The following is a 9982-nucleotide window of genomic DNA, read 5'->3' as shown; positions in this document are numbered from 1 at the left end:
CCCGGCCTTGTCGAGCCGATCCACCACCTTGGACATGGCGCTCTGGGTCATGGGGGTGCGCTCACCCAGCTGTTTCATCCGGCATGCTGAGTCTGCGCTTTCGGCCACGAGATCCAGGATTTCAAACTCAGTCAGGCCGATGTTGAACCGCGACTCCAGGGCGCGGTCGATCGCCCCCGCGGTGCGAAAGTACGTGGTCTGGATGCTGCGCCATTGCTCTACCAGCTGGCGGTCCTGCGGTCTTGCCATGCCGAAATTCTAGTTCATGACGAAATAAAAGTCCACGTCATAATATTCCTTGTCATTCAATGACGCGTCATATAAATTGGTGCCATGACCTCAACTTCCACTCTTGAAAGACCTGCCGGAGAACGGCTTGCTCCCGTCCGCTGGAGCCGTGCGCAGTGGATGCTTCTCCTGGTCCTGTGCACCGTTTTGGCGCTCGATGCGCTGGACGTATCCATGGTCGGTGTGGCACTGCCTTCAATCGGAACCGAACTTCACCTTGGAACCGAGTCCCTCCAGTGGATCGTCTCTGCCTACGTGCTCGGTTACGGAAGTCTTCTTCTGCTCGGCGGCCGGATGGCCGATCTGCTCGGCCGGCGGCGCATCTTCCTGATCGCGCTCAGCGTCTTTGCCGCAGCTTCCTTGCTCGGCGGCCTGGTGGATGACCCAGCCCTGCTGATCGGCACCCGCTTCCTCAAGGGCCTTGCCGCCGCATTCACCGCTCCTGCCGGTTTCTCGATCATCACCACCAACTTCGCGGAAGGTCGCGAACGCAACCGGGCTGTGTCTATCTTCACCACTTTCGGTGCGAGCGGTTTCTCACTCGGCCTGGTCGTCGGAGGCCTGATGACCGCGATGAGCTGGCGCTGGACGTTCCTGGTCTCGGTGCCGGTGGCGGTCGCCGTCGTGATTCTTGGCCTGAAATACATCCCCCGGGACAACGCCGCCGGCAGGGCCGAAGGAAGTAATCAGGACAGCGGGCATGACCTCTGGGGCGCCGTCACACTCGCCGCCGGCATGCTGGGGCTCGTTTACACGCTCGTTGCGGCACCCGGGAACGGTTGGGGATCTGTGGCAACTATCGCCGGATTCGTGGCCTCCGCAGCGGTGCTGGCGGCCTTCGCCCTGATCGAGAACCGGGTCAGGCACCCCTTGATCAGGTTCAGCATCCTCAGGGAAGGTTGGGTGGCGCGGGCGAACCTCAGCGCCGTGGGATTGTTCGGCTCATATTTGAGTTTCCAGTTCATCCTCACGCTGTACCTGCAGTCCGTGCTGGGATGGAGCCCCCTCAGCATGGCCCTGGCGCTTCTTCCCACGGGCCTGCTGGTGGCCTCGAGCGCACCTTTCGCGGACCGGCTCATCGACAAGTTTGGCGCCCCGTGGCTGATCCGGACCGGTTTGGCCTCGCTGGCGCTCGGCTATCTCCTGTTCCTGCGCGTGGGCACCTCGCCGAACTACGTGACGGACATTCTGCCCTCAGTTCTGCTGCTGGGCGTCGGCTTCGCCCTGGCGTTCCCGTCAATCAACGTCCAGGCCACCGCGGGCATCCGGAATTCTGAACAGGGCCTGGCAGCCGGCCTGATCCAGACCAGCACCCAGGTGGGGGCCGCCCTGGTTCTCGCCGTCACCACCGCCATGGTCAGCGGTCACGGCAACGCGTCCGACGGCGGCGCTGGCCTGGATGCGGCGGCCATGCTGGAACTGTATCGCCCCGGCCTGATCCTGAGCGCAGCTGTGGCGGTTGCAGCCCTGCTGATCGCAGCGGCGCCCTCCCGGAGCCGGAAACGGGTGGCAGTAGAACACTGACCGGCTGGACGTGACTTCCAGCCAGAGCCCTCGGCTTAGGCCGAGGGCTCTGGTTCGCGATGGCCAATCCGCCGTGGTGGACTGAATGGCGGACGACTACGGAGCAACAAACGGGCAACGGCCGGCAACTTGCAAAATAAAACATATTTATTTGACACATTTGACTCAAAATTTGAGTCGTGGCACGCGCGCGGAGAGATTGTGCAAGCGCTTACATTGACCGCGGTATGAGCCGTTTTGGTGTCTGAAATGTGGTTTTGAATCCTCGCCGGCACTGTCTACGGTGATGAACGTCCAGGAGGTCAGCACCCTCACGGGCCACCGACGGGGCCCTACCGAGGTCCCGTCCCCTCGACACGATGGCGTCCTCGATGACGCCTGCGGTGTCATCGAGGCTGCCGGAGTTTCGGGGAATGAGGGCAAATGCCCGTCTTCCACGAATGGTCTCAACTCCGCGAGAAGAGCAAAAATGCACGAGCACCCCAATACACACCGGAAGCTGCGGTGGCGTTCTGTCGCCGCCGCACTGGCGGCGGCCGTGGCGGCCTCCGTCTTCCTTGCCGTTCCGTCAGCCCAGGCAAACACGCCCTCGGATCCGCCGAGCGGCGGCCAGCTGCCGGCTCCGACACCCGGCTTCCCCCTGCCCACCAAGCACACCCAGCAGGCGTTCGATCCGGCCGCGGCCTTCACCTCCAAGTGGACGCGTGCCGATGCCAAGCAGATTATGGCCCAAAGCAGCACAGACGTAACCCCGGGCCAGAACTCCATGAGCCCGAACGTCACCATGCCGGAAATCCCCCAGAACTTCCCGGCCATGAACGACGACGTCTGGGTTTGGGACACGTGGTCCCTGACCGATGAGAATGCAAACCAGATCAGCTACAAGGGCTGGGACGTGATCTTCTCACTCGTTGCCGACCGCCACGCCGGCTACGGCTTCGACCAGCGGCACTGGAACGCCCGGATCGGCTATTTCTTCCGCAAGACCAACGCCGATCCGGCCAAGGACAAGTGGAACTACGGCGGACACCTGTTCCTGGACAACACCTCCGTCGGCAACACCGAATGGTCCGGTTCGACCCGCCTCATGCAGGGGAACCACGTCAACGTCTTCTACACCGCAACGACGTTCTACGACGTTGCCGAGCGCAACGCCGGCGGCGGCGGAATCGCCCCGGATGCCGTGATTGCCAAGGCGCTGGGCAACATCCACGCTGACAAGAACGGCGTGAGCTTCGACGGCTTCGAGCACACCAAACTCCTTGAGCCGGACGGCGTCATGTACCAGAACAAGGCCCAGAACCCAGGGTTCGCCTTCCGGGACCCCTACACGTTCGCAGACCCGGCGCACCCGGGCAAGACCTTCATGGTCTTCGAAGGCAACACCGGTGGCCAGCGGGGCGATTACAAGTGCACGGACCAGGACCTGGGCTACCAGCCCGGGGACCCCCGCGCCGAATCCGCGAACACCGTCAACGCCACCACCGGTGCATGGTTCCAGACCGCCAACGTGGGCCTGGCCGTGGCGGACAACAAAGACCTGACCAAGTGGCACTTCCTGCCGCCGGTCCTGTCCGCCAACTGCGTCAACGACCAGACCGAGCGTCCGCAGATCTTCATCCAGAACGAGGGCGGCAAGAACAAGTACTACCTGTTCACCATCAGCCACCAGTTCACCTATGCGGATGGAATGCGCGGCCCCGACGGCGTGTACGGCTTTGTTGGCGACGGCGTCCGTTCCGACTACCAGCCCATGAACAACAGCGGCCTGACGCTGGCATCCCCCACGGACCTGAACATGCCGGCCAATGCCCCCGAAGGGCCGGACCCCCGCCAGAACGGCCGCCAGTTCCAGGCCTACTCGCACTACGTGCAGCCCGGCGGGCTGGTGCAGTCCTTTATCGACAACGTGAACGGTGTACGCGGCGGTTCCCTCTCGCCCACCGTGAAGATCAACTTCCGCAACGGAGTTTCGGCCGTTGACCGCACTTTCGGCCAGAACGGTCTGGGCCCCTTCGGGTACCTGCCCACGAACCTCAACGTCGGCGGTGCCGGCCTCTACAAGTAGTGCACTAGGCAGTCATGAGGCGGAAACGCCCGGAATCCCGGGTGCTTCCGTCCTTCGCATATACAAGCCACAGGTGGGGCGGGATGGCTTCCGCCAGAACCAGGAATGTTGAATCATGAAAAACCGTCGGACGATCTGGATTGTGCTGGCAGCAACGGCCGTGGCCGTTCTTGTCGCTGTGGCGCTGGTCCCTGCGACGGGATCCCCTCCGGGCCCCCAGAGCCAGGCCGAGCCGGCGCCCACTGTTTCAGCTTTCGGCCGGGCCGAGGGAGCATCCGAGTTCCGGCCGAGCTATCACATCACGCCCGGAAAGCACTGGATGAATGATCCGCAGCGTCCGATCCTGCTCGACGGCGTGTGGCACTACTACTACCTCTACAACGCGGGTTACCCGAAGGAGAACGGCACCGAGTGGTACCACCTGACCAGCACGGACCTGGTGCATTGGAAGGAGGAGGGGGTGGCGATCAGCAAGTACAAAAACGGGCTGGGCGACATCGAGACCGGAAGCGCCGTGGTGGACCACGACAATTCGGCCGGCTTCGGCAAGGGAGCCGTCATCGCGGTCATGACGCAGCAGGACCAGGGCATCCAGCGCCAATCCTTGTTCTATTCCACCGACAACGGATACTCATTCACCGCGTATTCGCAGAATCCGGTCATGGAAAATCCTGGCGAACCGGACTGGCGGGACCCTAAGATCATCCGCGATGAAGCCCACGGCCAATGGGTGATGGCCCTGGCCGAAGGCAGCAAAATCGGCATGTATACCTCGCCGGACCTGAAGAATTGGCGCTACGCCTCGGGCGTCGAACGCACCGGTCTTGGCACCCTGGAATGCCCGGACCTCTTCCAGCTGGATCTCGACGGTGATCCAGCCAAACGGACCTGGGTCCTTGCCGCCAGCGCCAACGGGAGTGAAGAGGGATTCACCACGGGCGTTGCCTACTGGACTGGCGAGTGGGACGGGACCCGATTCACCCCGTCCGGCCGACCGCATCAGTGGCTCGACGCCGGCTCCGACTTCTACGCCGCCGTGACGTGGGATGATCCGAGGCTTAGCGAAAGCCAGCGGATGTCCTCCCGGCACGCTCTCGGGTGGATGAACAACTGGGCGTACGCCCGGCAACTGCCCACCGAGGACTGGCACGGCGGTGCCGACACCATTGTGCGCGACATTCGGCTGGAAACAATCGCGGGAGAGCCGACTCTTGTCTCGAACCCCACCGCCGCCATGAAGTCCATTGAAGGCCCGGCGGCAACAACTGGGGAACGTCGATTGACACAGGATGGCGCAGGGCAGTTGCCGGTTCCGGAGGGCCGGGCGTACCGGCTCGATGTGACTCTTGAGCGGACCGAGGAAGACGACGGATCCGAAGCGAGGATCGAGCTCGGAAGCGACGGCGGAACGTTCGCGACGGTCGGATATGACTTTTCCGAAGAATCGGCATTCATCTCCCGCGAGGCTGATGCTGCCGCCACCGGCAAGGCCGAACTCAGTCCGGACTATCGGGCATCGCGGCGGGCAGTCAGCCCAGCGCGAGACGGGAAAGTGGAGCTGTCGATTTTCGTCGACTACAGCTCGGTGGAGGTTTTCATCAACGGCGGAGAAAAGACCATGACGTCACTGGTCTTCCCCACCGCGGGGACGCCGAACATCAAGGCCGTCACGGCGGGGGGCACGCTGACGCTGAAGTCCTTCAGCTCCAGGCAGCTGGCCGCCACACACTGACCAGCACCCGTTTGGAGGATCACAGAGATCCACGTCGATGAGATGAAATTCCGCTCTATCGCTACCGGCAAGAGGCCTGGGCCAGGTTCCATGGGAACGAGGCTACGAGTTTTTAGTTTTGTCATGTTGACGGACGGTTCATTCGAACCTGGAACACGTAGGGTTGTCAGCATCGGCGGTCAATATCCAGTCAGCCCGATGGCATCGCACGTATTCCCCTGTCAGCAAAAGCCCGACAGGTTTTTCGTTGAACCGATGCCTGAGAGGCAGCAGTGACTAACATGCACATCAAGGAACAATGGAACCGGCTCGATCCGACCACCCAGCAGTGGCTGATGGACAACCCTGGATGCATGGTGCTGCCCCGCACCCTGACGGCAATTTTCAACAAGGAAACGGGCGAAAACGCCGACATCGACACCCATGGCGAAGCCGTGCTTAGCGACGAGGACAGGGAGTTCATCCAGGGCAAGGCACGCGAAGCCGCCGGCGGCCTTTCGGATGACCGCTTTCTTTGATTCCGCCCAACCCTAACCCCGTCTCCGGGGGGTCCTGCGTGGGCGAGCTGTCCGTGGCGCCCAATCGGCCGCGACGGGAAAGAGAACCCTCTATTGGAGATAATCGGGCGCCGCTTCCAGACCGAAGTACTTCTCAAGGGTGGCAATCCCGGTGCTTTGCATATCCTCGGCGATAACCTTTCCCACATAGCGCAGATGCCATGGCTCGTAGGTGTAGCCGGTAGTGGCCTCGGCCCCGGCCGGATATCGGATGATGAATCCGTACTCCCAGCCGTGCTCGGCCGCCCACCGCCCTGCCGGGGTATTGGCGAAGCAGGCTTGCAGGGCGCAGGTTCCGCTGGCATTGCCGATGTCCATCGCCAGGCCGGTCTGGTGTTCGCTGTAGCCGGGCCGGGCAGCAAGGGTGTCCGCCGTCGCCTGTCCGTACTGGCGCACGTAGCTGTGATAGAGGCTGGCCTGCTCGCTGAACGAACGGTAGCCGCTGATCGGCATGACGTTCACGCCGGCCGCCTTGGCGGCTTTGGCAAACTGCTTGTAGGCGTCCGCGGCCGGCGCCCGCAACCGTTCCGCTTGGACCCTGACCAGCTGCCCCGGTACATAAGCGGCCGGGTTCAGCTGCCGGTGCTTGTTGACCACCACCTGCAGGCTGGAGGCAGAATCAAAGTCGTAGCCCGCCGCGGCCACTGCCGTCACGGACGGTGCGATCATGCCGAGCGAAAGCACCAGCCCTGCCACAGCACCCGTCATCCTGCTGATTCCTCTAAGCACGGTGGCCTCCTAGAAGTGTCCGGAACAGATTCGGGAACTCTACCGGCCTGCAGGGTCCGTGGTCGAGAGGGATCCGGAACAACTACGCGCCCACGGCGGTCCGCACGGGACCGTCAGCACTTGACCTCGGTCCTGAGGTCGCGAATCGCGCCCTCGACGTTGGAGGCTTCGTCCCGGAGGGAATCAGCTGCTTGAGTCAACGTGGCGTTGTCAGGCACCGCGGCGACTGCGGCATTGAACTTGGCTTCGGCGGCCATCACCGCCTCCGCCCGTTGCTGGGCGAGGTTCTCGCTTGCCTTGGCCAGCTCTTCATAGGTCTTGGAGACTTGGTCTTGGGCCGCGCGCACCTGCTCGATGGTGGCGTCCGGCTTCAGCGTGGCCTTGAAATTCGCCAGAGCCGCGGCATGGGCATCGGCAGCAGCGCAGATTTCCGACACGCTCGCGGGCGGGCTCGAGATGGCCGCGGTGGGGCTTGGGGTGGCAGCCGGCGGACTCGTGGGGCTGCATCCGGTGAGCAGTACGACGGCGGTCGCAAGCGCGATGGATCCCACGGTGATTGCGTGCGGTCTTGACATTTGAGGGCTCCTCTCCCAGCTGGGATCGCCCCCGAGCAGTGGGGCATCGAAGGGCATATCCATCGTCTGCCCGGACGCGGGTGCGGACCTCATCCGCCGGGGGTGAAATGGGCGGTAGTGCCCCGCCGACCGGCACGGGCCCAAAGGCCCTTTTGGGACCGGCGGAACGCGGGTATTAATGGTTGTGCCACGGCGGGACGGGTCCTCCGCGACTGGTGTTGAAGCCGGGGCGGGCGGTCCAGGGCGGATGTTAAAAGCCTCCCTGGGCCGCCGCGGCGCTGAAGCGGATTTCCCGCTGTCACGGGAACAGCTCAGCGGAACAGCTGAGGAACAGTTCATCGAAACAGGTCGCCGGGCAGTCCGGAACCATACCAATGCGACAGAGGCCCTGGCTCTGACAAATGGGAGGCGCGGCGGTGTCCGCCCGGACGTATGCTGTTTTCATCGGTTCAGCAGTGAGCTGCGTGCTTTGATCTCGAGCGTGGAACATGACCCAAGGAATTGCAAGAGACGGCCGGCAGGATCGTTATGCCTCCTTCTGGGAGCTGCACTTCAACGACCCGGATGTCGGCGCCTTCCTCAGCGAAGCCGTGAGTGAGTTTGTCGACGACATCGGTGGTCCCGGCCGTGGAATCAGCTGGGCAGTGACACTGGTCGGGTCCGCGGAGGCCCTCACGCTGACCGCGGGCAGCGCACCGGCACGGGCCGCCGACGAGGCGCAGCGTTCCTTCGATGACGGGCCCGCCCGCACGGCGGTCCGAACCGGCGAATATGTCTTCGTGGGCGACACTTCCCTGGAACGGCGCTGGCCGGGGTACGCCAGCGCCGCCGCAGCCTTCGGGGTCCGGTCCCTCGTATCCGTTCCACTGACACCACAAGCGGTCTTCCATGCCGCCGTGAACCTGTACGCCGCGTGGCCACACGTCTTCACCAGCGCAGACATCATCGCAGCGGCTCGGTTGGCCCGCTACATCTCCCGTGCACTGCGTTTGGTCCAGGAGTTGGCGCTGAGGTCCGGGGGCGGCGCAGATCTCTCCTCGGCGCAGCTCTCCCGGGCACTGGCCGGGCTGGCGCTGCGGACGCTGGTGCGGGAGTACGGGTTCAGCGAAGAAGGGGCGCTTGACTACCTGCGCAGCGTCGCGGGCGGAGCCGCGCGGGAATCATCCGGCGCCACGGTCCACGTCCTGGTGCCCGATTCCGTTCCGGGCCAGAACGTGCCCCAGCCCAGTCCCTATGCCGCGGCGCCACACGGCGGAGACACGCCCCCCGTCCGGCGGCGGCGGCGCAGGACGGGGACTCCGGCGTAGGCGGATGCCGGCACGCGCCCCGCGGGACGGCATACCGGGCTCAACCAGGGCCGCGGTCAGGCCGCGCTGGCGTCTTCTGTTCCGTGGGCATGGCCTGGCCGGAGGACCTTCAGCGCGCCGGCCCACGCGATCACCTGGTCAAACAGGATCTGCAGGCTCTTTTCCGCGGCCGCCGTCGGGATGAAAGTGCGGTAATTCGCGAACTCCGTGGCCAGGGGCAGCGCCACCTGGGCCCGGACGTCGGCCATCTGCAGCTCCGCGGACACTCCGCGGAAGTGTTCGACGGCGCGGATGCCGCCGCTGCTGCCGTAGCTGACAAACCCGGCCGCCTTGTTGTTCCACTCCTTGTAGAGGTAGTCCACAGCGTTTTTCAGTGCGCCGGGAATCGAGTGGTTGTACTCGCCCGTGACGAAGATGTAGCCGTCGAATCCGTCGACAGCTTCGGACCAGGCCTTGGTGTAGGGCTGGCTGTACCGGCCGAAGGAGGGTGGCAGCGGCTCGTCCAGCAGCGGAAGATTAAAATCGGCGACGTCGAGGACGTCAAAGGTGGCATCGCCGCGTTCTGATGCCCGGGCACTTACCCAGTCGGCGACGGCCTTTCCGAGGCGACCGGGCCGGGTGCTCCCGAGCACGATAGCGATGCGGATCATGGCGGGCTCCTTTCCGGAAGTAATACTTGCCCACACTCAGAACAACAAAACGGAGGGCTCGAAACTTCCGCAACCGCCGTGGGCCACGCGGGTTCAGGGGCTAACGCGCGGCACGGCGATGGTCCGGAAGGATCCGTCCGCCGCGCAGCACGGCGACGAGGTCGAAGCCCGGGTCAACGGCGATGATATCGGCGCGCATTCCAGCCCGGAGGGCGCCGATCTCGGTCTCCAGGCCCAGGACCCGGGCCGGGACCAGGGTGGCCGCCGCGACGGCGTCGGCCGGACTCACTCCCGCCGCGATGGTGGCGCGGACAACCTCCAACAGGGTCGCCGTTCCCCCGGCAAGGGCGCCGTTGCTCCGCAGGGTGGCCACGCCGTCGTGCACCACCACATCCGCGGGGCCGAGTTCGTAGTCGCCGTCGGGCAGCCCGGTCGCCGCCATGGAGTCCGTCACCAGCGCGATGCCCCCGGCTCCGACCAGGTCAAAGACCATCCGGACCATCTCCGGGTCGAGGTGCACGCCGTCGCCGACGAGCTCGACGACGACCGTGC

The 9982-nt window shown here is 64.4% G+C and carries 10 protein-coding genes; 5 read left to right on the top strand and 5 right to left on the bottom strand.

Annotated features, from left to right (window positions below; genetic code table 11):
- On the bottom strand, positions 1–249 hold a 249-nt coding region (locus Y706_RS28485; RefSeq protein ID WP_043436876.1), incomplete at its 3' end, for a MarR family transcriptional regulator.
- Positions 250–333: 84 nt separating this feature from the next.
- On the opposite strand from Y706_RS28485, the gene Y706_RS0121165 reads away from it, so the two are divergent.
- The 4 genes from Y706_RS0121165 to Y706_RS0121150 all read left to right on the top strand — a co-directional run bounded on the left by Y706_RS0121165 (position 334) and on the right by Y706_RS0121150 (position 6130).
- Positions 334–1812 carry an MFS transporter gene (locus Y706_RS0121165; protein WP_028278146.1) on the top strand — a complete coding sequence of 493 codons (1479 nt, stop codon included), beginning with the start codon at positions 334–336 and terminating at the stop codon, positions 1810–1812.
- Between the two features lie 469 nt (positions 1813–2281).
- Positions 2282–3880, top strand: coding sequence for a glycoside hydrolase family 68 protein (locus Y706_RS0121160; RefSeq protein ID WP_028278145.1), 1599 nt, complete (start codon positions 2282–2284; stop codon positions 3878–3880).
- A gap of 115 nt (positions 3881–3995) precedes the next feature.
- Complete coding sequence (locus Y706_RS26985; RefSeq protein WP_043436874.1) at positions 3996–5612, top strand: glycoside hydrolase family 32 protein; 1617 nt, start codon at positions 3996–3998, stop codon at positions 5610–5612.
- A gap of 281 nt (positions 5613–5893) precedes the next feature.
- A complete protein-coding gene (locus Y706_RS0121150; RefSeq protein ID WP_028278144.1) occupies positions 5894–6130 on the top strand; it encodes a hypothetical protein in 237 nt (78 codons plus the stop codon).
- 90 nt (positions 6131–6220) lie between these two features.
- On the opposite strand, the gene Y706_RS0121145 is transcribed toward Y706_RS0121150, so the two are convergent.
- Positions 6221–6877 carry a M15 family metallopeptidase gene (locus Y706_RS0121145; protein ID WP_084476306.1) on the bottom strand — a complete coding sequence of 219 codons (657 nt, stop codon included), beginning with the start codon at positions 6875–6877 and terminating at the stop codon, positions 6221–6223.
- A 134-nt stretch (positions 6878–7011) separates the two neighbouring features.
- Positions 7012–7449, bottom strand: coding sequence for a hypothetical protein (locus tag Y706_RS0121140; RefSeq protein ID WP_253906865.1), 438 nt, complete (start codon positions 7447–7449; stop codon positions 7012–7014).
- 512 nt (positions 7450–7961) lie between these two features.
- Here Y706_RS0121140 and Y706_RS26980 point away from each other — a divergent pair.
- Positions 7962–8780, top strand: coding sequence for a GAF domain-containing protein (locus Y706_RS26980; RefSeq protein WP_052355118.1), 819 nt, complete (start codon positions 7962–7964; stop codon positions 8778–8780).
- Between the two features lie 56 nt (positions 8781–8836).
- Here the strand turns inward: Y706_RS26980 and Y706_RS0121130 are convergent, their stop codons facing one another.
- Together Y706_RS0121130 and Y706_RS30530 are read right to left on the bottom strand one after the other, a co-directional pair.
- Positions 8837–9430 carry an NADPH-dependent FMN reductase gene (locus Y706_RS0121130; protein WP_028278141.1) on the bottom strand — a complete coding sequence of 198 codons (594 nt, stop codon included), beginning with the start codon at positions 9428–9430 and terminating at the stop codon, positions 8837–8839.
- Between the two features lie 100 nt (positions 9431–9530).
- Positions 9531–9982: amidohydrolase family protein (locus Y706_RS30530; RefSeq protein ID WP_043436872.1), on the bottom strand; the 452-nt coding region annotated here is incomplete at its 5' end.

This window comes from Arthrobacter sp. I3 (assembly GCF_000520575.1).
Taxonomy (GTDB): domain Bacteria; phylum Actinomycetota; class Actinomycetes; order Actinomycetales; family Micrococcaceae; genus Arthrobacter; species Arthrobacter humicola_A.
The sequence above is the reverse complement of the archived record's forward strand: the minus strand, read 5'-3'. Positions and strand labels throughout refer to the sequence as shown.